19 protein-coding genes and 1 pseudogene are annotated in these 21,821 nt (G+C 73.1%); 14 read left to right on the top strand and 6 right to left on the bottom strand.

The window, feature by feature from the left end; all coding sequences use genetic code 11:
• The first annotated feature begins 58 nt into the window (after positions 1 to 58).
• Positions 59 to 1,654, top strand: coding sequence for a glycosyltransferase family 87 protein (locus tag EDD40_RS23660; RefSeq protein ID WP_123744873.1), 1,596 nt, complete (start codon positions 59 to 61; stop codon positions 1,652 to 1,654).
• A gap of 25 nt (positions 1,655 to 1,679) precedes the next feature.
• On the opposite strand, the gene EDD40_RS23655 is transcribed toward EDD40_RS23660, so the two are convergent.
• Positions 1,680 to 3,080, bottom strand: coding sequence for a glycosyltransferase family 87 protein (locus tag EDD40_RS23655; protein WP_425471350.1), 1,401 nt, complete (start codon positions 3,078 to 3,080; stop codon positions 1,680 to 1,682).
• A 2-nt stretch (positions 3,081 to 3,082) separates the two neighbouring features.
• Positions 3,083 to 3,853, bottom strand: coding sequence for a deoxyribonuclease IV (locus tag EDD40_RS23650; RefSeq protein WP_123744872.1), 771 nt, complete (start codon positions 3,851 to 3,853; stop codon positions 3,083 to 3,085).
• A gap of 156 nt (positions 3,854 to 4,009) precedes the next feature.
• Here EDD40_RS23650 and EDD40_RS23645 point away from each other — a divergent pair, with 156 nt between their 5' ends.
• The 7 genes from EDD40_RS23645 (at position 4,010) to dnaB (ending at position 10,010) form a co-directional block, all read left to right on the top strand.
• Complete coding sequence (locus EDD40_RS23645; RefSeq protein WP_123744871.1) at positions 4,010 to 5,017, top strand: hypothetical protein; 1,008 nt, start codon at positions 4,010 to 4,012, stop codon at positions 5,015 to 5,017.
• Between the two features lie 85 nt (positions 5,018 to 5,102).
• A complete protein-coding gene (locus EDD40_RS41875; RefSeq protein WP_170185180.1) occupies positions 5,103 to 5,249 on the top strand; it encodes a trypsin-like serine peptidase in 147 nt (48 codons plus the stop codon).
• Positions 5,250 to 5,389: 140 nt separating this feature from the next.
• The gene (rpsF, locus tag EDD40_RS23640) at positions 5,390 to 5,731 is read left to right on the top strand and encodes a 30S ribosomal protein S6 (protein ID WP_123748234.1); all 342 of its coding nucleotides are present in this window, start codon (positions 5,390 to 5,392) and stop codon (positions 5,729 to 5,731) included.
• A gap of 11 nt (positions 5,732 to 5,742) precedes the next feature.
• Complete coding sequence (locus EDD40_RS23635; protein ID WP_123744870.1) at positions 5,743 to 6,240, top strand: single-stranded DNA-binding protein; 498 nt, start codon at positions 5,743 to 5,745, stop codon at positions 6,238 to 6,240.
• 52 nt (positions 6,241 to 6,292) lie between these two features.
• The gene (gene rpsR / locus EDD40_RS23630; protein ID WP_015805710.1) at positions 6,293 to 6,532 is read left to right on the top strand and encodes a 30S ribosomal protein S18; all 240 of its coding nucleotides are present in this window, start codon (positions 6,293 to 6,295) and stop codon (positions 6,530 to 6,532) included.
• Positions 6,533 to 6,545: 13 nt separating this feature from the next.
• Complete coding sequence (rplI, locus tag EDD40_RS23625; protein ID WP_170185452.1) at positions 6,546 to 7,001, top strand: 50S ribosomal protein L9; 456 nt, start codon at positions 6,546 to 6,548, stop codon at positions 6,999 to 7,001.
• A gap of 411 nt (positions 7,002 to 7,412) precedes the next feature.
• Positions 7,413 to 10,010: a replicative DNA helicase gene (dnaB, locus tag EDD40_RS23620; RefSeq protein WP_425471349.1), complete on the top strand. Its 2,598-nt coding sequence runs from the start codon at positions 7,413 to 7,415 to the stop codon at positions 10,008 to 10,010.
• An 8-nt stretch (positions 10,011 to 10,018) separates the two neighbouring features.
• Here dnaB and EDD40_RS23615 read toward each other — a convergent pair whose 3' ends face one another.
• A complete protein-coding gene (locus tag EDD40_RS23615; protein ID WP_123744868.1) occupies positions 10,019 to 11,128 on the bottom strand; it encodes an FAD-dependent oxidoreductase in 1,110 nt (369 codons plus the stop codon).
• Between the two features lie 69 nt (positions 11,129 to 11,197).
• Between EDD40_RS23615 and EDD40_RS23610 the strand changes: the two genes are divergently transcribed.
• The 6 genes and pseudogenes from EDD40_RS23610 to EDD40_RS23585 all read left to right on the top strand — a co-directional run bounded on the left by EDD40_RS23610 (position 11,198) and on the right by EDD40_RS23585 (position 15,038).
• Positions 11,198 to 11,878 (top strand): TetR/AcrR family transcriptional regulator, encoded by a 681-nt coding sequence (locus EDD40_RS23610; protein ID WP_123744867.1) that lies wholly within the window; start codon positions 11,198 to 11,200, stop codon positions 11,876 to 11,878.
• 107 nt (positions 11,879 to 11,985) lie between these two features.
• The gene (locus EDD40_RS23605; RefSeq protein ID WP_123744866.1) at positions 11,986 to 12,396 is read left to right on the top strand and encodes a VOC family protein; all 411 of its coding nucleotides are present in this window, start codon (positions 11,986 to 11,988) and stop codon (positions 12,394 to 12,396) included.
• A gap of 15 nt (positions 12,397 to 12,411) precedes the next feature.
• A pseudogene (locus EDD40_RS23600) lies at positions 12,412 to 12,657 on the top strand (helix-turn-helix transcriptional regulator); the annotation flags it as partial.
• Between the two features lie 49 nt (positions 12,658 to 12,706).
• The gene (locus tag EDD40_RS23595; RefSeq protein ID WP_123744865.1) at positions 12,707 to 13,264 is read left to right on the top strand and encodes a TetR/AcrR family transcriptional regulator; all 558 of its coding nucleotides are present in this window, start codon (positions 12,707 to 12,709) and stop codon (positions 13,262 to 13,264) included.
• A gap of 25 nt (positions 13,265 to 13,289) precedes the next feature.
• Positions 13,290 to 14,174, top strand: a complete 885-nt coding sequence (locus EDD40_RS23590; protein ID WP_123744864.1) for an exonuclease domain-containing protein — start codon at positions 13,290 to 13,292, stop codon at positions 14,172 to 14,174.
• A gap of 66 nt (positions 14,175 to 14,240) precedes the next feature.
• Positions 14,241 to 15,038, top strand: a complete 798-nt coding sequence (locus EDD40_RS23585; RefSeq protein ID WP_123744863.1) for a sensor domain-containing diguanylate cyclase — start codon at positions 14,241 to 14,243, stop codon at positions 15,036 to 15,038.
• A gap of 100 nt (positions 15,039 to 15,138) precedes the next feature.
• Here the strand turns inward: EDD40_RS23585 and EDD40_RS23580 are convergent, their stop codons facing one another.
• From EDD40_RS23580 to EDD40_RS23570, 3 genes are all read right to left on the bottom strand, one after another.
• Positions 15,139 to 18,438 (bottom strand): beta strand repeat-containing protein, encoded by a 3,300-nt coding sequence (locus EDD40_RS23580; RefSeq protein WP_148088895.1) that lies wholly within the window; start codon positions 18,436 to 18,438, stop codon positions 15,139 to 15,141.
• Positions 18,439 to 18,635: 197 nt separating this feature from the next.
• Positions 18,636 to 19,412 carry a hypothetical protein gene (locus EDD40_RS23575; RefSeq protein WP_170184865.1) on the bottom strand — a complete coding sequence of 259 codons (777 nt, stop codon included), beginning with the start codon at positions 19,410 to 19,412 and terminating at the stop codon, positions 18,636 to 18,638.
• Positions 19,413 to 19,601: 189 nt separating this feature from the next.
• Positions 19,602 to 21,797: a translocation/assembly module TamB domain-containing protein gene (locus EDD40_RS23570; RefSeq protein WP_123744860.1), complete on the bottom strand. Its 2,196-nt coding sequence runs from the start codon at positions 21,795 to 21,797 to the stop codon at positions 19,602 to 19,604.
• Positions 21,798 to 21,821 lie beyond the last annotated feature (24 nt).

Below are 21,821 nucleotides of genomic sequence, written 5' to 3'. Positions count from 1 at the left end.
CCGGGCTTCGCGACGACCTCACAACGTCCGTTGACCCCTGCCCGTAGCATCCGTCACCGTGGCCAGCCCCTCGCAGCACTCGCAGGCGACCCCCGACGGCTCGCGGGCGAACGACGACGACACCGACTCGCTCCGGCCCGACGAGCGGGTCAACCCGACGTGGACCGAGCCGCTGGCGAGGGCGGCGAGCAAGCCGCTGGGCGGACCGGTCGGCAGGCACGCGTCGGTGGGGCGGCAGTGGTTCTGGACGCCGCTGCGGGTCGTGCTGCTGTTCGCGGTGGTGACGCTGGCGCTGGCGTGGTTCCAGAAGTCGCCGTGCGTCCAGCAGTACGTGGACGACAACGGCGTGGTGCAGCTCGACTGGCGCGGCAGCAAGCAGTTCACCGCGATGTGCTACTCCGACACCGTGCCGCTGTACACGGCGGAACGACTGGACAAGCCGGACACGTTCCCCTACAAGACCTCGTGGGTGGACGACGAGGGCAAGCCCACCGCGCACGTGCGGTACATGGAGTACCCCGTGCTGACGGGCATGTTCCAGCTGCTCAACGCCCGGATGGCGCAGGGCTGGACGGTCATCGCCTCCTCCGGGTGGCTGCCCAACCCGATGACCGTGATCGTGTACTTCAACATCACCGCGCTGTGGCTGGCGCTGGCCTGGCTGGTGACCGCGTTCGCGGTGGCGCAGCTGGCCAGGCGACGGCCGTACGACGCGGTGCTGGTGGCGGTGTCGCCGCTGGTGGTCGTGCACGCGTTCACCAACTTCGACACGCTGGCCACCGCGTTCGCCACGGCGGGGATGCTCGCGTGGGCGCGCAAGAAGCCGGTGCTGGCGGGCGTGCTGCTCGGGCTGGGCGGCGCGGCGAAGCTGTACCCCCTGTTCCTGCTCGGGCCGTTGCTGCTGCTGTGCTGGCGCGCGGGCAAGCTGCGGGCCGGGTGGACCACGTTCGGCGCGACGCTGGTGACGTGGGGGCTGGTGAACGCGCCGATCGCCTGGCTCTACCCGGACGGCTGGCGCGAGTTCTTCCGGCTCAACACCGAGCGCGGCGTCGACCCGGACTCGCTCTACAACGTGGTCGCGCAGTGGACCGGGTGGCCGGGCTTCGACCCCGGGCTGCTGCACGGGCAGGCGCCCGAGGTGTTGAACACGGTCAGCGCGGTGCTGTTCCTGGTGTGCTGCGCGGCGGTCGGGTTCGTGGCCCTGTCCGCGCCGCGCCGGCCCCGGTTCGCGCAGCTGGCGTTCCTGGTGGTGGCGGCGTTCCTGCTGACGAACAAGGTGTGGAGCCCGCAGTACTCGCTGTGGCTGGTACCGCTGGCCGTGCTGGCGCTGCCGAGGTGGAAGCTGCTGCTGGTGTGGATGACCGTGGACGCGCTGGTCTGGGTGCCGCGGATGTTCTTCTACCTGGGCGTGGACAACAAGGGCCTGCCGATCGACTGGTTCCTCGGCGCGGTGGTGGCGCGTGACGTCGCGGTGCTCGTGCTGTGCGGGCTGATCGTGCGCGAGATCTACCGGCCCGACCTGGACAAGGTGCGCCAGGCCGGCGACGACGACCCGTGCGGCGGGTTCGTCGACGAGGCGCCGGACCGGTTCGCGCTGCGGTGGCGGCGACGGCGCCCGGACGACGCCCCGGTGCCCGCCGGCGTGGGCGGCTGAACCGAGGCGGTCGCGGGCGGCGGGGCTACGCGGTGGTCGCGGGCGCCGGCCGGCGACGGGCCGGGCGGCGGTCGGTGAACGTGACCTCGGAGCGCAGGAAGACGAAGAACAACGCCACCAGCAGCGCCGCCCGGCCCCACACGCCGATCACCACGGCCTGCGCCGAGAACCCGTCGTAGATCCCGGACGGCTCGCCGAACTCGATCGCGTAGAACCAGCGGAAGATGCCGACGCCCATGGCGAGGTCCGCCGCGAAGTACGCCGCCACCCAGCCCCAGTGCACCCGCAGCAGCACGAACATCGGCACCAGCCACAGCGTGTACTGCGGCGAGTGCACCTTGTGCAGCAACAGGAAACCGCACAGCATCGCCGCCGACACGGCCACCCACGGGTAGCTGCCCTCGGCCAGGTGGCGCCGCCACCCGAGCAGGCACGCCAGCGCGAACGACCCCGCGATCGCGAGCGGCGACAGCACCGACACCAGCGGCTGCATGACGTCGTCGGCCAGGAACGGCCGCATCGACCAAAACCAGACCGAGTTCGTGGTGATGTCGACCCGCCGCAGGCCCTGGAACGCGAACGACGCCCGCCAGCCCTCCACGCCGGCCAGCGCGAACGGCAGGTTGACCAGCACCACCGTCACCACGCACGCCAGCGCCACCTTCACCGCGCCCGCGACGTCGTGCCGGGCGCCGCGCGGCAACCACCGGCCGCCGGGACCACCGGTGAGCACGTACAGGCACAGCGGCAGCACGAAGATGGCCGGGTAGACCTTGAACGCGAACCCGAGGCCCAGCAGCACGGACGCGACCACCGCGCGGTCGACCAACGGCCGCTCGCGCCGCCCCCAGCCCCGGTGCACCACGTACACCGCCGCCACGGCGCAGCACACGACCGGCAGGTCCCAGTTGTGGAACGCGTACAGCACCAGCGGCGGGCCCAGCGCCCAGATCAGCGCGCGCCACCGGCTCAGCTTGCCGAGCAGCCACCCGGCGGCCAACCCGAACGGCGCCATCAGCAGCGCCGAGAACAGCAGGAACGCGGCGTCGGTGCGCGCGGGGATCGCGCCCGCCCAGATCATCAGCCCGGTCAGCACCGGGTACTCGACCACGCCCCCGACCAGCACGCCCTCGCTGTCGATGCTCCCGTTCACGTAGGGGAAGACGTGCCGGTCGATGTCCCGGCCGATCCACAGGTGCTGGATGTCGGAGTAGCAGACCTCGGCCTTGTTGCGGCGCTCGTAGTCCGGCTCGCTGCGGCCCCACTGGTCGAACTCGGGCCCGGTGCAGCGGTCCTTGTTGAGGAAGCCGGCGAGCATCGTCAGCCCGCACAGGAGGACGACCGCGGCGAGCGCGGCCCGGCCGAACCGCGACGTCGACGACGCGGCGTCCGCGCGCTCCGGCACGGCCGCCGCCTCCCGGGTCACGCTCAACGACCCAGGTGCTCGCGGAGGAACGCGATGTCCGCCGCCTGCCCTTCGTCCGGGGTCTCGACCAGCACCGGCGAGCCGGCGGCGGCGGCCACGGCGACCAACTGGTCGGGATCGATGGTGCCGGACGCGATGTTGGCGTGCCGGTCGCGCGAGGAGCCGAACTCGTCGCGGGAGCTGTTGAGGTGGACCAGGTCGATGCGCCCGGTGATGGCCTTCACCCGGTCCACGATGCCGACCAGGTCCTCGCCGGAGGCGAACGCGTGGCAGGTGTCCAGGCAGAACCCGGCGCCGAACTCGCCGACCGCGTCCCACAGCCTGCCGAGCATGTCGAACGTCCGCGCCATGGCGTTCTCGCCGCCCGCGGTGTTCTCGATCAGGATCGGGACCGCGAAGCCGCCGCTCTCGGCCTGCCGCTCGAACATCTTGCGCCAGTTGGCGATGCCGTCGCCCGGGTCCTCGCCCTTGGCGACGTGCCCGCCGTGCACGATCAGGCCCTTGGCGCCGACCTCGGCCGCGCCGTCGGCGTGCTGGAGCACCATCTTCCGCGACGGGATGCGGATGCGGTTGTTGAGCGACGCGACGTTGGCCAGGTACGGCGCGTGGATGAAGACTTCCAGGTCGGCGGCCAGCAACCCCTCGGTCTGCGGGTGCGGCTTCGGCGCCTTCCACCCCTGCGGGTCGGCCAGGAAGAACTGCACGACGTCGGCGCCGCGGGCGGCAGCGGCGCCGAGCGGGTCGTCGTCGCGGACGTGGGCCCCGATGCGCATGAGTGCAGAGGGTAGTCCGCCGGCGAAACGCGCCGGCCACCGCCGGCGATACGAAATTTGTCGTCGAGGGGGATGGCTCGCGTCACTATCAGCACCTACGCTCGTTACTTGTAAGTAGGAAACAAGGAACGCAGCCGTCACGCCAGGAGGCCAGACATGCGGACCCGGCTCACTCGACTGGTGAGCGCGGCGGCTGTCGTGTTCGCGGTCGGCACGGCCGGCGCCGCCGCCGGCTCGGGTTCGGCAGCGGCCGCCGAACCCGTCGTGGTGGGCAGCTGCGCGACCACCGTGCAGGGCGTGCCGGGCACCCCGGTGGCGCTGAGCCCGGTCGCCGTGCTCGACCCGATCGTCCAGCTGATCCGGGCGGTCCCGCTGCTCGGGCCGCCGCTGGCGGAGCCGTTCCGCCAGGTGTTCTCGGTGCTGCCGCCCATCCCGATCGGCGCGATCCCCACCGGCTCCGGCGTCATCACCGGCGGCGAGATCGCGAACAAGGTCAACGCGGAGCTGGTCAAGCTGCCGCTGCTCGGGCCGATCGTGGTCACGCTCGCCAACGGGGTGCGCACCGAGCTGACCAAGCTGTGCGGCGTCACCGTGCAGGGCGTCAACACCGCCGCCGCGCCCGTCCAGGACGGGTCGAAGGCGCTCGCGGACGCCTCGCAGCAGGCCACCGGCCAACTGCCGGGCCTGCCGAACCTGCCCGGTCAGCCCGCGCCGAACCAGCCGCCGCCGACCGGCCGGCCGGGCACGGACCCCGGCACCGGGAACCCCGGCGCCACCCCCGGCGGCCAGTCACCCGCGACCAACCCCGTCGGCGGTGTCGGCGGGCTCGACGTGCCGCTGTACGGCGCGAACCCGTGGGGCGGCAACTTCGGCCGCGTGCCGCTGTTCAGCTACGGCGCCCTGCCGTTCGCCGTGCCCGGCCGGTACGCGCCGTCACCCGGCGTGCGCTACGGCGGCGGGGTCAGCGGCTACCGGCCCGGCTACGGCGTGCCGGGCGCGGACGACTCCGACAGCGTGCAGACCGCGGGCCGGGCCCAGGCGCTGCCCGGCTCGGGCCGGATGGGCGGCGGTGTGGCGGCGCCCGTGCTGCTGGCCGTGCTGCTGCTGTCGTGCGTGACGGGCGCGCTCGTGCGCACCTGGGTGCTGCGCCGCGCCGTCGCGTAGCGGAACGTGATCAGGAAACGTTCTCCGCGCTGCGCCTCGCCCTGACGTTGACCGCGGTGCGGGCTTCGGCCTCCACCGCGGCCTGATGGACACCATCGGCGGGCAGAGCGGTTCGGCCGTCTGCGACACGTACTGCGCGGTGGCCGTCCACGCGTACGGCCACACCTCCCACAACCGGGGCACCCGGGTCGTCGAGGAGGTCCGCCGGAACCTCCTCGCCCGGGCGCGCTGACCCGGCCCGCCGACCTGCGCCGACCGGCCGCCGGCGGAGACGGCCGAACAGCCTGTTACCCTTCACGGGTTGCTGACGCGACGACCCTCCTGCCACGGAACGTCCGTGGCCGCCGAGTCCACAGGAGGTGAGTGGTCTTCATGCGTCATTACGAAGTGATGGTCATCCTCGACCCCAGTCTCGACGAGCGCACGATCGCGCCGTCCCTTGACACGTTCCTCAACGTCATCCGCACCACGGGTGGCAACGTGGAGAAGGTCGAGGTGTGGGGCAAGCGCCGGCTGAGCTTCGAGATCAACAAGAGCGCCGAGGGCATCTACGCCGTCCTCGACCTGATCTCGACCCCCGACGCGGTGAAGGAGCTGGACCGCCAGCTCGGCCTGCAGGAGACGGTGCTCCGGACGAAGGTCATCCGGCGCGATCCCGCGAAGGCCGCGAAGACCGCGGCGAGGATCGCCGCCAAGGCCGCGGCCAAGGCCTAGGAGCCCCGAACATGGCAGGCGAGACGACGATCACGGTGGTCGGCAACCTGACCGCCGATCCCGAACTCCGCTTCACCCAGTCCGGCGCCGCGGTGGCGAGCTTCACCGTGGCCTCCACCCCCCGCACGTTCGACAAGAACAGCGGTGAGTGGAAGGACGGCGAAGCGCTGTTCCTGCGGTGCAACGTGTGGCGGCAGGTCGCGGAGAACGTGGCCGAGTCCCTCACCCGCGGTTCGCGCGTGCTCGTTTCCGGGCGGCTGCGCCAGCGTTCCTTCGAGACGAAGGAAGGCGAAAAGCGCACCGTCATCGAGCTTGAGGTCGACGAGATCGGCCCCTCGCTGCGCTACGCGACCGCGAAGGTCAACAAGGTGAGCCGTGGAGACGGCGGCGGCGGCTTCGGCGGCGGCGGTCAGTCCCGCGGCGGTGGTGGCGGCGCACCGGCCGACGACCCGTGGGGCTCCGCGCCCCCGGCCGGCTCCGGTGGCTTCGCCGACGAGCCCCCCTTCTAGACCCGGCACCGGTCCACTCCACACTTCACTGCGTAATACCAGGAGTCCACACATGGCCAAGCCGCCTGTGCGCAAGCCCAAGAAGAAGGTCTGCGCGTTCTGCAAGGACAAGAACGCCAACCTGATCGACTACAAGGACACCACCCTGCTCCGGAAGTACATCTCGGACCGGGGCAAGATCCGCGCCCGCCGGGTCACCGGCAACTGCTCCCAGCACCAGCGCGACGTCGCGGTCGCCGTCAAGAACGCCCGCGAGATGGCGCTGCTGCCCTACACCTCGACCGCTCGCTGAGAAAGGGGACGGCATCGTGAAGCTCATCCTCACCGCTGACGTGACCGGCCTCGGTGGCCCCGGCGACATCGTCGAGGTCAAGGACGGCTACGGCCGCAACTACCTGCTGCCGCGCGGCCTGGCGATCGTCGCCACCAAGGGCGCGACCAAGCAGGTCGAGGTCATCCGCCGGGCGCAGGACACCCGCCGGGTGCGGGACCTGGACCACGCCAAGGAGATCAAGGCCACGCTCGAGGGCCTCGGCTCCGTGACGCTGAAGGCCAAGTCCGCGACGGGCTCGAAGAAGCTGTTCGGCTCCGTCACCTCGTCCGACGTCGTGTCGGCCGTGCGCGCGGCCGGCGGGCCGACGCTGGACAAGCGGTCCGTCGAGATCGCGGGCCACATCAAGACCCTCGGCAAGCACTCGGTGAACGTCCGGCTCCACCCGGAGGTCACCGTGGCGCTGTCCGTCGAGGTCGCGAGCGTCTGACGTTTTCCCGGAAGCGCCGTTCGACCAGGTGTTCTGGTCGGGCGGCGCTTTCGCACGTCCGGCTGTGGACAACTCGTGTGACACGTTGGGCGCGACACGCCGTGCAGCCGGTTACACGCGACACGCCGAAGGTGTGACGCACTACTTTTCCACAAACTTATCCACAGGCCTTGACCTGCGCCGACTTTTGTCTGGACCCGAGTTGTACCCAGGTTGTCCACAGGTTTCCCCAGCCTTGTGGTCAGCTGGGCGCGACCATCCCCAAGCTGTCCACCGAGTTGTCCACAGGTGGGTTTGCCTACGCCATCCAGGTGGCTCTAGCGTCGCTGGACCACGAGGCGTGGCGTGGCGGACTTTGTCGGACCCACGAGGTACAACATCCGCACGGCAGCAGATTGGGGTGAGCTCACGGTGGCGCTGGTGGACGACCGGGGCATGGCCGAGCCCGGCTTCGAACGGCAGCCGCCGCAGGACCTCGCCGCCGAGCAGTCGGTGCTCGGCGGGATGCTGCTGAGCAAGGACGCGATCGCCGACGTGGTCGAGGTCCTGGCGCCCAACGACTTCTACCGGCCCGCCCACCAGGCCGTGTACGACTGCGTCCTCGACCTGTACGGGCGCGGCGAGCCGGCCGACCCGATCACGGTGTCCGCCGAGCTGGAACGCCGGGGCGAGCTGCTGCGGGTGGGCGGCGCGCCGTACCTGCACACCCTGATCGCCACCGTGCCGACCGCCGCCAACGCCTCCTACTACGCCGAGATCGTGGCGGAGAAGGCCGTGCTGCGGCGGTTGGTGGAGGCGGGCACGAGGATCGTCCAGCTCGGCTACAACGGCGCCGAGGGCGCGGACGTGGACGAGGTGGTCGACCGGGCGCAGGCGGCGATCTACGAGGTCACCGAGCGCCGCACCACCGAGGACTACGTGGTGCTGGAGGAGCTGCTCCAGCCGACCATGGACGAGATCGACGCCATCGCCTCGCGCGGCGGCTCGTCACTGGGCATCCCCACCGGCTTCGCGGACCTGGACGAGCTGACCAACGGCCTGCACCCGGGTCAGATGATCATCGTCGCGGCCCGACCGGGTGTCGGCAAGGCGCTCGCGCTCGACACCCCGCTCGCCACGCCGACGGGGTGGACGACCATGGGCGAGGTCGCCGTCGGTGACCAGCTCATCGGCGCGGACGGTCGCCCCACGACCGTGGTGGCCGCGACCGAGGTGATGCGCGGGCGGCCGTGCTACGAGGTCGAGTTTTCCGACGGCTCGGTGCTGGTGGCCGACGCCGAGCACCAGTGGCTCACCGAGACCCGGGCCTCGCGGCGCTCGGCGCAGGAGTCGGCGACCGGCCGCGGCCGCCGGGCGTTCGGCGAGGTCAGGACCACGCGCGAGATCGCGGAGAGCTTGCGCTGCGAGACCGCCGACCGCCGCCTCAACCACTCGGTGGCCAATGCCGAACCCCTCGACCTGCCCGAATCCGCCCTCCCGCTCGGCCCCTACACGCTCGGTGTGTGGCTTGGGGACGGCCACTCCGCCGGTTCCCGGTTCACCACGGCGGACCCGGAGATCGCGTGGCACGTCGAGGCCGAGGGGTACGACGTGGTGCCGCAGAGCGGCAAGCTGCTCTACGGCATCAAGCTGCCGGCACCGGAGCCGATCGCGACGCGCGACTGCGTCGTCTGCGGCACGCACTTCACGCCGAAGACCACGCAGGTGAAGACCTGCGGTCGCAGCTGCGGCGGCAGGTCCCGGTTCACCTCGGCCCCGGTCCCGGCCCCGACGTGCCCGGACTGCGGTCGGCCGTCGAGCGGCCTGCGCCTGTGCCAGGAGTGCCACCGCGAGCACGGCACCGCGCAGGGTGTCCTCCGCAGCATCGGGGTGCTCGACGACAAGCACATCCCGGCGGTGTACCTGCGGGCGTCCATCGCTCAGCGGCGCGCGCTGCTGGCCGGGCTGCTGGACACCGACGGCACCGTGACGACCGGCGGGTCCGTGCAGTTCGCGGTCACGAACCGGCGGCTGGCCGAGGACGTGCGCGAGCTGATCGTGAGCCTGGGCTACCGGTGCTCGACCAGCACCAAGCAGGTCCGCGGGCGCAGCGACCGCAGCTCCACCGCCTACACGTTGACCTTCGGCACCGACGACGACGTGTTCCGGCTGGAGCGCAAGCGGCTGGTGCTGAAGGAGCGTCGCCGGGCCACGGGCCTGGCCCGGACGGGGTCGCGGTTCATCGTCGACGTGCGCCCTGTTCCGAGTGTGCCGGTGCGTTGTGTCGAAGTGGACAACCGGAACCACCTGTACCTCGCGGGCCGGTCGATGATCCCGACCCACAACTCGACGCTGGGACTGGACTTCGCCCGGTCGTGCTCGGTGAAGCACGGGTTGACCAGCGCGATCTTCTCGCTGGAGATGTCGCGCACGGAGATCGTCATGCGCATGCTGTCGGCGGAGGCGCGCATCCGGCTCGGCGACATGCGCGGTGGGCGGATGAGTGACGACGACTGGACGCGGTTGGCGCGGCGGATGAGTGAGATCAGCGAGGCGCCGCTGTTCGTCGACGACTCGCCGAACCTGACCATGATGGAGATCCGGGCCAAGGCGCGGCGGTTGAAGCAGCGCCACGACCTGCGGCTGGTGGTGGTCGACTACCTCCAGCTGATGTCGTCGGGCAAGCGCACCGAGTCCCGTCAGCAGGAGGTCTCCGAGTTCTCCCGGAACCTGAAGCTGATCGCCAAGGAGCTCGAGGTGCCGGTGATCGCGATCAGCCAGCTCAACCGCGGCCCGGAGCAGCGCACCGACAAGCGCCCGCAGCTGTCCGACCTGCGTGAGTCCGGCTCGCTGGAGCAGGACGCCGACATGGTCATCCTGATCAACCGCCCGGACGCCTGGGAGCGCGACGACCCGCGCGCGGGCGAGGCGGACCTGATCATCGCCAAGCACCGCGCCGGCCCGACGGCCACCATCACCGTCGCCCACCAGCTGCACTACAGCCGCTTCGCCGACCTCGCCCAGGGCTGACCCCGCGGTCAGCCGGGTTGGAAGAAGGCGAGCATCCGGCGGGCGGCGTCCGGCGCCACCAGCAGTTCCTGGATCTGGGCGGACATCCGGGCGGCGGCCCCGGCGCGCTCGAACATCTCCCGCTCGTACTCCCGGACGGCGGTGGGGTGGTCGTCCGGGTGCGCGGCCAGGGCGAGGCCGAGCAGGGCGCCGTCGAGCAGCGCCATGTTCGCGCCCTCGCCCACCGGTGGCATCAGGTGCGCGGCGTCGCCGACCAGCGTGACGTCCGGGCGTGCCGGCCAGGTCAGGCCGACCGGGAGGGTGGTGATCGCCCGCGGCACGATCGTGTCGTCGCAGGCCGCGACCAGGGCGGTGAACCGCGGGTGCCAGCCGTCGAGCAGGTCGATCAGCCGCGCGCGGGCGGCGGCCGGGTCGTCGAACGGGATGCCGCTGGTGGCGAACCAGTCCTCGCCGGTGCGGTAGAAGCTCAGGCCGATGCGGACGCGGCCGTCGCCGTTGCGCTGCGCCCCCAGGGACAGCCCGTCGCCGAGGACCCAGTAGTTGCCGCGCCCGACCATCGCCGCGAGGTCGGGGTGGGTGCGGTCGATGTCGGGGATGCCGATCTCGACCACGTTCTGGCCGAGGTGCGTCGGGCGGGCGTCGGTGAGCAGCGGGCGGACCCGGGACTGCGCGCCGTCCGCGCCGACCAGCAGGTCGTAGGTCGCGCTACCGCCGTCGGCGAAGCGGAGCACGCCGTCGGCGGCGGACCCGAGCGCGTGCCCCCAGCGCACCACGCCGTCGGGGAGCGAGTCCAGCAGCAGGTCGCGGAGGTCGGCGCGGTCGACCTCGGGTCGGGCGAGCGGGGCGTCGTCGGGCGTGTCCTCCTGGAGCAGCAGGGTGCCGTCGGGCTCCAGCAGGCGCATGTCCTGGCCCTCGCCGCGGGCTATCGCGAAGAACCGGTCGATCAGGCCGGCTTCGCGCAGCGCCCGCTGGCCGGAGTGGATGTCGAGCATCCCGCCCTGGCCACGCGCGTGGCGTGACGCCTCGCGCTCGTAGACCACGGACTCGATGCCGTGCACGTGCAGCACCCGGGCAAGGGCCAGGCCGCCCAAGCCGGCTCCGACGATCGCTATGCGCATGGCCACCCTCTCGATTCACTGTATCTCTTCGATACACTGTATCAGGACGGGCGCTGTACCCTCCTTCGCATGTTGGTGTGGGAGCGACCTGAGCCGCCGGACCGACCGGTGCCGGCCCCGCTGAGCCGGGAGCGGATCGTGCGGGCGGCGATCCGGCTCGCCGACGCGGACGGCCTGGACGCGGTGTCGCTGCGCAAGGTCGCCGCGGCGCTGGACGTCGGGCCGATGCGGCTGTACGGCTACATCGCCACCAAGGAGGAGCTGCTCGACCTGATGGTCGACGCGGTCCACGAGGAGATCCGGCCGACCGGCGACGGGTGGCGTGAGGTGCTGCGCTCCCTGGCCGAGACCACCCGGCAGGCCGCCCGGCGGCACGAGTGGCTCGCCGACCTGATCGGCGGGCGGCCCCAGCTCGGGCCGAACACGCTGGCCGGCGGGGAGGCCGTGCTGGCCGCGATGGCCGGGGTCGACCTGGCCACGGTCGTGCCGGCGGTCGCCGCGGTCAACGCGTACGTGGTCGGCGCGGTGCGGCGGGAGATCACCGAGCTGCGCGCCGAACGGGCTTCCGGGCTGGACAAGGAGCAGTGGCAGGCCACCTACGGGCCGTACCTGACCAAGGTCTTCGCCACCGGCCGGTTCCCCGCGCTGGCCAACCTCGTGCACGACGGCCCCCACCTGGACGCCGACCAGACCTTCCGGGCAGGCCTCGACTTCGTCCTCGACGGCATCGCGGCCCGCGTCCCGGGCTGACACCCGGCGGCACGCGGTCGCGGACCTCCCGCCGCGGGCGCGACCGCCGGGGGGAGCGATCAGGAATCGAGAAGCGCAGGTCAGCGTGCGTGCTTAGGCTGGTCGCCATGGAGCTCACGATCAACACCAGCGTCCTGCCGCACGACGACCCGGAGGCGTCCCTCGCCTTCTTCCGCGACACCCTCGGCTTCGAGGTCCGCAGCGACGTCGGCCAGGGCCGGATGCGCTGGATCACGGTCGGCCCCGTCGGCCGGCCCGACACGTCGATCCTGCTCGCGCCGCCCGCCGCCGACCCCAACATCACCGAGGACGAGCGCAACACCATCACCGAGATGATGGCCAAGGGCACCTACGGCTGGATCCTGCTGGCCACCCCGGACCTCGACTCGACGTTCGAGAAGGTGCAGGCGGGCGACGCCGAGGTGGTCCAGGAGCCGACCTCGCAGCCCTACGGCGTCCGCGACTGCGCTTTCCGGGACCCGGCGGGCAACCTGATCCGCATCCAAGAGCTCCGCTGACCGGGAAGGCCCGCCATGTGCCACCCCGCGTGGGCACGCGCACGTGCCACCGCGCGACGCCTCGAAGACCTGGCGCGCTTGCGCCGCGTGCGCGACCGGATCGACCGCGACCTCGCGCGGCCGTTGGACGTCCTGGCGCTCGCCCGCGCCGCGGGCATCCCCGCCGGGCGACTCAGCCGCGAGTTCCGCAGCGCCTACGGCAGGTCCCCGTACTCGTACCTGGTGGCTCGGCGCGCCGAGCGGGCCGGTCACCGGTTGCGCGCTCGGTGAGTCATTCCCGCACCACGGGAACTGCGCATACGATCGAAAGATGCCACCCGACGCGGCGCGGCGCAGCGACCGTTCGAGGCGGGCGATCCTCGTGGCCGCGTGGGAGTTGGTCGAGGCGCTCGGCCACTCCCGGTTGACCATCGAGGCGGTGGCGGCGCGGGCCGGGGTCGGCAAGCAGACGATCTACCGGTGGTGGCCGTCGAAGGGGCCGCTGCTGTTCGACGCCTTCGTGGAGTTCGGGCCGGCCGGCGCGGACGAGCTGCCCAGCGGCGTGCTGGCGATCGACCTGAAGCGGGAGCTGTGGGCCGCCGCCGAGGAGCTGGCCGAACGGCGGTTCGACCAGGTGTGCCGGGTGCTGGTGCACGAGTCCCGCACGGACCTGGTGACGTTGCTGCTGATGCCCCGCCGGATCGCGTTGGAGGACCGATTACGCGCGGCCCGGCGATTAGGCGACGTACGGGCCGACGTCGACGTGCCGGCGGCGGTGGAGTTGTTGTTGGGACCGGTCTACCAGCGGTGGTTCCTGCGGACGGCGCCGTTGACCGAGGAGTTCGTCGACGCGGTGGTCGATCTCGTGCTCCGCGCGCTGAGCGGGTGACCATGATCGGTAGGGTTCGTCGATCATGGGGTACGCGGTGGTCGACGTGGAGACGACCGGGTTCGCCGCGCGCGGGTCGGACCGGGTGGTCGAGGTGGCCGTCGTCGGGCTGGACGACGCGGGCCGGGTGACCGACGAGTGGTGCACCCTGCTCAACCCCGGGCGCGACCTCGGGCCGCAGCACGTGCACCGCATCCGCGCGGCCGACGTGTGGCACGCGCCGACGTTCGCGCAGGCCGCGGGCGCGGTGGCGGCACGTCTCGCCGACCGGGTCGTGGTCGCGCACAACCTGTCCTTCGACGCCCGGTTCCTGACCGCCGAGTTCGCCCGCGCCGGGGTGGACCTGCCGGTGACGGGCCTGTGCACGATGCGCCTGGCCGACCGGTACCTGCCGGACCGGGCCGGGCGGTCGCTGGCCGCGTGCTGCGCCGCGATCGGCGTGGTGCTCGGCTCGGCGCACTCCGCGCTGCACGACGCCCGCGCCACGGCCCGCTTGTTCGCGCACTACCTGGGGTTCGGCGTGCCGGCGGCCGAACCCGTGCCGCGCCTGCCGTTGGCCGACGACGTGGTCGAGGTGCGCCGCGGCACGGGCGTGCCGGCGTCGCACCGGCCGGAACTGGTGACGTTGGTGCGCGGTGACCGGGTCGTGTTCACGGGCCGGATGCACGCGCCGCGCGAGGAGTGGGTCGACCGGGCCGCGTCGGTCGGGCTGGTCAACCAGGGGCACGTAACCAGGGCGACCCGCCTGGTCGTGGCCGCCGACCCGTTCACGCTGTCGAGCAAGGCGCGCCGGGCGCGGGCGTACCGGGTGCCGATCGTGTCCGAAGAGGACTTCGCCGGGATGCTGGATTCGCTGGGCGTTGCAGCGCCGGCCAAAGATCACCGGACCGGGTGGCGCCGGGGCTATTGAAAAGCCCGCTACCCGCAGGGAGGCTCTTCACGGACAGGCCATGCCTCAGCGGAAGGCACGAGTCCTATGAGTACCGTGCAGACGAGTACCGCGCAGACGACGGTTCCCCGTGCGGTGTGGGACGAGTTCGTCTCGGAACTGCCGGTCGGGGTCCTGCTCCAGGACGGGAACGGCGTGGTGCTCGCCGCGAACCCGATGGCGTCCTCCCTGCTCGGTGACGCCCGCGCCCTCGACGACTCCGGCGCGCCGCTGCCCAGCTGCGCCGAGCTCGCCGCGCAGGTGCTGCGCACCGGATCACCGCTGACCATCCCGATGGCGCTGCCGCACGCCAAGGTGTGGGCCGAGTACTTCCCGGTCGAGACCCGCGGGCAGGTGCTGGTGCTGCTGCGACCGGTGCAGGCGGACGTGCCGCACAGCGCCGGGCTGCTCGACGCGCTGACCGGGCTGCCGGGCCGGGCGCTGCTGCTCGACCGGTTGGACCAGGCGTTGATCCGGGCCCGCACCCGGGGCACGTTGGCGTCCCTGGTGCTGGCGGACGTGCACCGGATGGCGGCGGTGAACGCGGCGCACGGCTTCAGGCGCGGCGACGAGCTGCTGGCCGTGCTGGCGAAGCGGCTGCGGCAGGGTTTACGGGCCGACTACACGGTGGCGCGGTACGGCGGCGACTCGTTCGCCGTGGTCACGGAGCACCCGAACGGCAGCGGCGAGGCGGTCGCGGCGCGGGTGCGCGAGCTGACCGGGCGCGCGGTGCGGCTGGGCGGTGAACGCGTGCGCACCGGGGTGCGGGTGTGCTGGGTGACCAGCGACGGCGAAGCGCCGCTGCACTCGGTGATCGCGCACGTCGAGGAACGCCTGCGCCGCTGACCACGCCACCGGACCACGCCGCCGCCGCACGGCCCGCGCACACGACCGGGCCCCTGGCACGTCGAGTGCCAGGGGCCCGGTAGCGGGGACGGGTCGTGGATCAGATCCGCGGCATCACGGCGGTGTCCTCAAGCGAGTTGAAGACGCTGCGCGCGTCGATGCCCGCCAGGGCGGGCGCCTGCGCCTCGGTGAACCGCGTCGGGCCGGTGCCACCCTGCACCGGGTTGACGTTCAGGCCGCTCAGGGCCAGCGGCGGCACCATCGGGGACTCGGTGCGGGGCTGCGCCACACCGGGCGTCGGCAGCACGAACGGCAGCCCGGCCGGCGCCGCGACGGGCAGCGTCGGCAGGGTGCGGCCCTGGGTCAGGCCCTGCAGCGGCAGGCTGTCCACGGCCGGGAGGGCCGACGTCGAGGTGAGGTCGCCGATCAGCGGCAGGCTGCCGCCGAACGAGCGCTCGTCCGACTCGGACTGCACCGAACGGGTCAGCACACCCGCGATGGGCACCGTGCGGAACGCGGCGCGGCTCGCCTGGACGACCGGCGGCAACCCGTTGCGGAGCACCTGGTCGACGCTGCCGATGCGCGGCATCTCCTGGGTGGGCAGCTCGGCCTGCGACAGCGCGCCGAGCGGCGCGTCCGCCTCGGGCAGCTGGGGCTTGGGCAGTTCGGGCTTGGGCAGCTCCACCTCCGGCGCTTCCGGCTTCGGGACGGACCGGGCGAGCAGGTCGCTGCCCGGCAGCTGGACCTGGTCCAGGCGGTCGATCGGCAGCGCACGCAGGTCGTCCATCCCCGGCAGGGCCACCGGCACGGTGTACCGGGACACCACGCCGAGGAGGTCCAGGGTCGGCACCTCGGTGACGCGCAGCAGGCTGTCGACGCTCGCCGGGAGCTGGATGCCCCGGTTCGCGTCACCGACCTGGGCGGTGTCGCCCCGGTCGTCGCCGGTGCGCACGTCGTTGACCTCGTGCGCGTTGGTGGTGGCCGTGCCGAGCACGTCCACCGGGATGCCGAACATGCGGGCGAACGCCTCGGTCGGCGCTTCCAGGTCGTGCGCGCTGACCGCGCCGCGGCCCGCGGTGGTGGTCACGCCACCGGACTGGCTCTGCGACCGGCTGGCGGTCGCGGCGTCCGCGAGGCCGGCCACGGTCACGGCGTCGCCGTGCACCGACGGCGTGAGCGCGGCGGGCGCGGTGAGCAGGTTGCCCGACCACGCGCTGTCCTCGGCGGAGGTCAGGTGCCGGCCGCCGGCGATCAGGCCGGTCCGGTTGTCCGTCCGGGACTCGCCGTTGCCGGCGGCGGTGACGGCGTCGCCGAACACCTGCAGCGGGATCGACGGCTGCGCGCCGACGCCGTTGCCCGAGAACGACGCGTCGTCGCCGGAGGTCTGCACGTCGCCACCGGAGTGCGAGCCGAACTGGTTGCGGCTCTCCGACTCGACGTTGCTGCCCGCGCCGATCGCGCTGCCGAACACCTGCGGCGAGGAGGCCTCGGGCAGCGACAGCACGTTGCCCGACAGCGAGCCCTCGTCACCGGTGGTGGTGGCGGCCCCGCCGGAGCGGGAGTCGAGCTTGCTGTCGGTCTCCGACGAGCCGTTGCCGACCGCGACCACGGAGTCGCCGAAGACCTGGGCCGGGTTCGAGGTGGGCAGGTGCACGATGTTGCCGGAGGCGGAGCCGTGCTTGCCGTTGGCGGTCGGCGGGTTGCCGAGGTCGATCTCGGTGTCGCTGTCGGTCTTCGACGTCGGGTTGGCGACCGCGCCGCCCGAGTTGCCGAACACCTGGCCGCCGAGCGCGGTCGGCGCGGACACCACGTTGCTGGACGCGGTGCCGTTGTCGTCGACGCTGGTCGCGACCCGGCCGGAGCGCACGGTCTTGTTCTCGGTGGCCCGGCCGGTCGGCGTGCCCGCCGCGCCGACACCGTTGCCGAACGCCTCGGCGGGCAGGCCCAGCGGCACCTGGCCGACGTTGCCGGAGCCGACCGCGTCGTTGCCGGTGGTGCCGTTGTAGCCGCCGGAGTCCGCGACCACGTCGTTGCCGCAGTCGGCGTCGGCGATGCCGCCGCCGGCCAGGCCGTTGCCGCACAGGTCGGCCGCGCCGGCGGGCGGCAGGTTCACCGAGTTCGCCGCCAGGACCGACCGGTCGCCGTTGGTGTAGGTGTCGCCGCCGGAGACCGCGGTGGCCTCGTTCGCGTGCCGGGCCGAGGTGGTGCCCACGCCGGACAGCGCGTTGCCCGCGCCGGAGACCGGCAGGGCGACGGGCGCGTCGGCGAAGGTGCCGGACAGCACCGAGTCCTGGCCGGCGGTGAAGCTGTTGCCGCCGGCTTCGGCGTCGTGCGCCATGGCGTTGTCGACCTGCGCGTTGCCGCCGCCCGCCAGGGCGTTGTCGCCCGCGGCGACGGGCCCGGCGAACGCGGGCTGGACCACGTTGCCCGCGAGGGTGCCGTCGTTGCCGGAGGTGTAGGTCCACATCGGCAGGTCGGTGTGGTCGCGGTGGGTGGTGCCCGCGTCGGCCGACGCCCGGTTCTCGGTGGCGGTGTCCGCGTTGCCCGCGGCGGCCACGCCGTTGCCGGTGACCGCGACGACCGGCGCGACCGGGGCGCCGAGGACGTTGCCGCCGGCGGTGCCGCGCCGGCCGGTGGTGGTCAGCGAGCCGACGGCCTGGGCGTCGTTCGAGGACGAGGCCCCGCTGAAGGAGTTGCCGCCCGCGGCGACCGCGTTGTTGGTGACCTGCGCGGGCACCGCGCCCTGGACGGCGGCGATGTTGCCCGACAGCGAGCCGTCCTCGCCCGAGGTGCGGACGCGGTCGCCCGCGACCGCCCGCTGGTGGGACGTGGCGTGGGACTCGGCGTTGGCCAGGGCCGCGACGGCGTTGCCGTTGACCTGGGGCGAGACGGCGGCGGCGGCGTGCGCCACGTTGCCGGCCAGCGTGCCGCGCGACCCGTCGGTCCGGATCTCGCCGGTGCTGGACGCCGACTGGACGCACACGCCGTCGCTGTAGGCGTCGCCGGTGGCCGCGATCGCGTTGCCGCAGACGCTGACCGGCACGACCACGTCGGCGTCGGCGGTGTTGCCGCGGGTCAGGCCCCCGGTCTCGACGCCGGCCGCCCGGTCCTGCGCGCCGCGGACCAGCGGGTTGGCCGGCTCGGCGAGGTGGCGGACGGGCAGGCCGGCCGCGCTCGGGGTGCCGAACTCGTGGTGGATGTCCGGCAGGTCGTGGTTGCCGAGCAGGGTGCCCAGGTTGTTGTGGTCGACGTCGACCGGCACGCGAACCTTCGCGTCGAGCGGGTTCGGTTTCGCGTCCGGGTTGACGTTCTCCTGGGCTGAAGCGATGCCCGTGCCGAGCATCAGCAAACCACCAGTGACAAGTGCGGTCTGGAGACCGCGCTTGGCCCAGGTGTGCATGGGTTCTCCTTCTTCCGGTGTCCCTTGCGGGAGGTGAGGGGTGATCGGACGCGGCGACCGCGTCGAAGAGGACGACCACCCTGGTCTTTTTTCGAGGGGCGCGGCAGCTCGACCGGTGTGGGAGCGCACGCGAAGCGGCGCGACGGTCGAGCACCGGGTCAGCTCGTCGATGAGCTGCCGCGGACCGCGCGCTGGGGTCAGTCGGGAGTGACGCCGGGCTGCTTGCCCTGCGTCACGGTGTTCCGCTCGGTGGCGGGGAACAGAGCCCGGGCCACCGCGGGGTCGATGCGGCCGGCGGAGACGGCCGTGAAGGAGCCGTTGCCGCCGCCGGAGGAGCCGGAGCCGTCGCCACCGCAGGAGCAGTGGGCCGGCGCGCCGAGCGGCGCGAACGGCATCGACGGCAACCCGGACGGGTCTCCCGGCAGGGAGGGCACGTCCGCGTCGGACAGCGCGGCGACCGGCTGCCGCGGCGCGTCCAGCCACGACCGGCTGAGCTTGCCGAACACCCCGTGCACCACCGGGGTGCCGGCGGACACCGGCACGGCGGCGGCGGCCGGGGTGGTCTCGGTGACCTGCCGCGTCACGGCGCCGGCGACGACCACGTCGACGGGCGCCTGCTCGGACGCGCGGTGCCCCAGCCAGTCGCGCACGCCTCCGACGGCGCCGCGGAGGTCATCCGCGACGCGGCGCAGGTCGGGCGGGCTCGGCTCGGGCACCCGTGGGCTGCTCAGCGCGGTGTCGAGGTCCTGCACGGCTCGGCCGACCGGGGCCAACGCGGCCTCGACCGAGCCTTCCGCCGCACGGGGCGGCAGCGAGTCGTGCGCGATCTCGGCGATCGGCTCGACGACGGGGATCTGCGCCGACGCCGCGGTCGCGGACAGCGCCCAGGCCGCGGCGGTGCCGGCCAGCGTGCCGCCGACGACCAGCAGGGCGCGGGAGAGCAGCCGCCGAACGCGGCTCGCCCCCGTTCCCACTCGCTGGTCACCGCACGACATCGTTGAAACCTCCGCCGAAAGCCCTGGGATTCGCCGGCGACGTGATCCGGGTGATCAAGCCGACGACGAGAGACTGCCAGCAGCCGGTGCCCGCGCGCACTCCATCCACACCTGGTTCGCCGGATCGTGTGACGAACACTCTGTGCTTCCGGTAGTGACGGTGCGTGATCAGACGCGCTTGAGCACCCGCGCCGCGCCGGCGGCGGCCGTCGACGCGAGGATCCAGCCGACCGCGATCAGGGTGCTGGAAATCCACTGCGAGGCGCCGCTGAACTTCCACTTGCCGTCCTGGCCGAGGTCCACGATCGGGATCAGCAGGTCCATCGACAGCAGCCAGGCGTTCCAGGACGGCGACTCGTCCTCGTTGAGCTTCGGCATCTCGTGGCCCAGGAACCAGCCCGTGCCCGCCAGCCAGAACGCGGTCAGCCAGGCGATGGCGAGCCACGGCCGGTAGCCGTAGCCGACCGTCCAGCGCTGCAGGAAGCCCCAGACCCGGCCCGCGACGCCGAGCTCGGAGTAGCGCCGCCGCTGCTTCTCCAGCTGCACGAGCTGCGCCAGCTCCTCCTCGCCGCCGTCGCGGTACACCGCGGCCAGCTGCTCGTAGGGGCCGGGCGCGAAGTCCGGCTGCACCTCGCGCAGCCAGCGCAGCCGGGTGCGCACGTCCACGTGCGGCGTGGACGAGATCGAGCGGAACGTGAAGTCCTCCACGTCGACGCCGCCGGTGGCGGCCCACAGCCCCGGCCCGTCCAGCACGGTCGCCGCGCCGACCCGGGTCAGCACGACCCGGCCCACCGGGGTGCGGTCCTCCGAGAGCCGCAGCACGAGCTGGCTCACCGTGAGCCCGTAGGCGTTCAGCGCGATGTCGCTGCCCGGACCACCCAGGCGCGCGCCCGCGAAGGTGGCCATCTTGCCGACCTCGGCGAGCCGGATCCGCACGCCGCCCGCGGCGGTGAAGCCGTGGCTGCACAGGAAGTCCTTGCCGATGGTGGCCACGCGGGCGTCCAGCGACGGCTTCACCGTGCCGTCGGGGCGGCGGCGCGGCGAGAGCAGGGACGCGCCGGAGCAGTCGAGGGTGGAGCCGATCTCGGCGTTCTGCAGGCGCAGCGAGCCGTGGGCGCGCAGGTCGCGGAGGAACAGCGTGCCGCCGACGCGCAGCCGGTCGGCGAACAGGACGTCGATGCCGGGCCCGTGCAGCTCGACGCCGGACAGGGACGCGCTGCCCCGCACGTGCGCGTCGACCAGGCGCACCTGGCCGTAGGCCTTCAGCGCGGCGGTCCGTTCGCCGTCGCCGTGGATGCCGCCGTTGACCGCGCCGCGCGCTTCGAGGTCGCCGCGCACCTGGATGCCGTCCGCGTGCAGGGCGACCGGGATGCGCTGGACGGCCTCGCCGGCGTGCTCCGCCGGGTCCTCGACCGCGTCGCGGCGGCCGATCACCGCGCCGGAGAGCCGCAGGTAGCCGCCGATGTCGGCGTTGGGCAGGCGGACCGTGCCGGAGGAGGTGAAGCCGTCGTCCAGCTCGACGTTGCCCTCCACCCGCATCCGGTCGGCGACCAGCGCGGCGGCCTCGTCGGCGGTGCCGCGCGGTATCACCAGGACCGGGCGGTCGACCACGCTGGCGTGCAGCCGGGCGCCGGAGAACACGGCGCTGCCGCCGATCCGCGCGCCGTCGAGCAGGATGCGGCCCTCGGCGGTGAACCGGCCGCCCTCGGCGTCGCAGAACAGGGTGCCCGCGATGGTGACGCCGGTGGCGTCCAGGGCGTTCTGACCGGCGTTGAGCAGGCGCGCGCCGCCGAGGTGCACGTTGCCGCCGACGTCCGCGCCGCGCAGCCGCACCTCGCCGCCCGCGCGCAGCGCGATGGCCTGCAACGAGCCGGACAGCCGGATGCGCGCGGCGAGCAGGGCGTGGTCGCCGCCGCCGTCGCGCAGCACGGCGCCCGCCAGCCGGAACGTGCCGTCGACCGAGGCGTCGGTCAGGTCGACCACGCCGTCGCTGGTGAAACCGGCCTCCAGCACCAGGTCGCTGCCGACGCGCAGGTTGCGGCCCCACAGGCCGGGCACCTCGCAGCCGCGCATCCGCAGGCCGACCAGGCGGGCCATGCGCAGGTCCGGCGGGCGTTCGAAGGAGCAGTCCAGGAAGTCGACCACGTGGTCGACCCGCGCTCCCTCCAGGGCGAACGAGCCGACGACGTTCGCGCCGACCAGCCTCAGCGCGGCGGTCCGCGGGCCGCTGTCGGTGAGCAGCCCGGACAGCAGCTCGCCGCGGACCGTGCGGTTGCGCTTGGGCGTCCTGGGGTCGAACCTCAGCGGGCGGCCGGCGGCGAACGCGGCGCGGACGGCGCCCTCGACGGTCTGCTCGGCGGTCACGCCCGCGATCCGATCACCCGCCGT

Source organism: Saccharothrix texasensis (genome assembly GCF_003752005.1).
Taxonomy (GTDB): Bacteria; Actinomycetota; Actinomycetes; order Mycobacteriales; family Pseudonocardiaceae; genus Actinosynnema; species Actinosynnema texasense.
The sequence above is the reverse complement of the archived record's forward strand: the minus strand, read 5'-3'. Positions and strand labels throughout refer to the sequence as shown.

What these genes read in the sequence shown, in the direction of transcription:
- rpsR (WP_015805710.1), top strand. Translation starts at nt 6,293, where the DNA reads ATGGCCAAGCCGCCTGTGCGCAAGCCCAAGAAGAAGGTCTGCGCGTTC.
- EDD40_RS23650 (WP_123744872.1), bottom strand. Translation starts at nt 3,853, where the DNA reads ATGCGCATCGGGGCCCACGTCCGCGACGACGACCCGCTCGGCGCCGCT.
- EDD40_RS23645 (WP_123744871.1), top strand. Translation starts at nt 4,010, where the DNA reads ATGCGGACCCGGCTCACTCGACTGGTGAGCGCGGCGGCTGTCGTGTTC.
- EDD40_RS23635 (WP_123744870.1), top strand. Translation starts at nt 5,743, where the DNA reads ATGGCAGGCGAGACGACGATCACGGTGGTCGGCAACCTGACCGCCGAT.
- EDD40_RS23610 (WP_123744867.1), top strand. Translation starts at nt 11,198, where the DNA reads ATGTTGGTGTGGGAGCGACCTGAGCCGCCGGACCGACCGGTGCCGGCC.
- EDD40_RS23615 (WP_123744868.1), bottom strand. Translation starts at nt 11,128, where the DNA reads ATGCGCATAGCGATCGTCGGAGCCGGCTTGGGCGGCCTGGCCCTTGCC.
- EDD40_RS23590 (WP_123744864.1), top strand. Translation starts at nt 13,290, where the DNA reads ATGGGGTACGCGGTGGTCGACGTGGAGACGACCGGGTTCGCCGCGCGC.
- EDD40_RS41875 (WP_170185180.1), top strand. Translation starts at nt 5,103, where the DNA reads ATGGACACCATCGGCGGGCAGAGCGGTTCGGCCGTCTGCGACACGTAC.
- EDD40_RS23595 (WP_123744865.1), top strand. Translation starts at nt 12,707, where the DNA reads ATGCCACCCGACGCGGCGCGGCGCAGCGACCGTTCGAGGCGGGCGATC.
- rpsF (WP_123748234.1), top strand. Translation starts at nt 5,390, where the DNA reads ATGCGTCATTACGAAGTGATGGTCATCCTCGACCCCAGTCTCGACGAG.
- EDD40_RS23605 (WP_123744866.1), top strand. Translation starts at nt 11,986, where the DNA reads ATGGAGCTCACGATCAACACCAGCGTCCTGCCGCACGACGACCCGGAG.
- EDD40_RS23585 (WP_123744863.1), top strand. Translation starts at nt 14,241, where the DNA reads ATGAGTACCGTGCAGACGAGTACCGCGCAGACGACGGTTCCCCGTGCG.
- EDD40_RS23580 (WP_148088895.1), bottom strand. Translation starts at nt 18,438, where the DNA reads ATGCACACCTGGGCCAAGCGCGGTCTCCAGACCGCACTTGTCACTGGT.